This window comes from Xanthomonas sp. GPE 39 (genome assembly GCF_000963005.1).
Lineage (GTDB): Bacteria > Pseudomonadota > Gammaproteobacteria > Xanthomonadales > Xanthomonadaceae > Xanthomonas_A.
Map to the genome: position 1 here is coordinate 1 of NZ_JZHZ01000005.1, position 880 is coordinate 880.

General features: G+C 51.9%; 1 protein-coding gene. It reads left to right on the plus strand.

Annotation, left to right across the window (positions count from 1 at the left end; genetic code table 11):
- Nucleotides 1-426, plus strand: a 426-nt coding sequence (locus tag XALGPE39_RS14790) for a hypothetical protein (protein ID WP_235429715.1), incomplete at its 5' end; no start/stop codon positions are given.
- Nucleotides 427-880: the final 454 nt, after the last annotated feature.

The following is an 880-nucleotide window of genomic DNA, read 5'->3' on the forward strand; positions in this document are numbered from 1 at the left end:
TCGGATAGGAGCGTGCTGGCTTCATCCGCTTACGATAGCCGCGAAAGCCTCAAGTTCATAACACGCTCTAGCGGCCGCGACGTTTCGAGAATTGCGCCCACCGCGACTGAGCCTGGCGTCATCATCGAAATCGTGGACACGCACTTTCCTGAAGTCGCGACCTTAGAAAAACTCATGCAGCTTTCCCGTACGGCCTATCATGTCTATTTCTTCATTTTTGGAGATGGGAACATTAACCATGCCCAGAAGTTGAACAAATTCAATATATCGCCCCACCAACCCGCTGAGCTTCGTGTAGCCTGGGCACTTATTAACGGACAGCTGGTTCGAAATGGCTTACCCCAAAAGGTTCCTGCCGGCACTACCAGGCAACAGGCACAGTATTTACTTAATAAATTCACAGATCAATGTAATAAATACCGCTAAGAGGAGCCACATTGGCGTGTTGTCGCCTCACCTGATTTAAATGGCCCACGCCAGTTAAATCTAGACCTTGGTGCAGCGGTAAGCTGGCTACGCAGCTCCTTTTCCTTCTCGCAATTGATCCCCGAGAACCATGCGCCATATCGAAATTGTCCGATCGAAGCGCTCCACCCCGTCACCAGAAGATGCGAACAGCGCATCCTCCAAGAGGTCGTGGTCTATCACCCGCTTCGTCGGCAGTCTGGCTGCCATGACAACACTAGCTGGAATCGTTCTCCACGGCTGTGGGCATGTCGCTTACACAAGCTATCTCAAAGCCTGGGGCGTTCAAGCCGACCTATTTCCCCAATCGGCCGACTGGAAGGTTGTTCGCGGCTACTATGTCATTGATACGCCCAGGGTTCCCTAGACATCTCAAGGCCATGGAAAATGGCTAATTCGGAGGTGTCCATGAGCA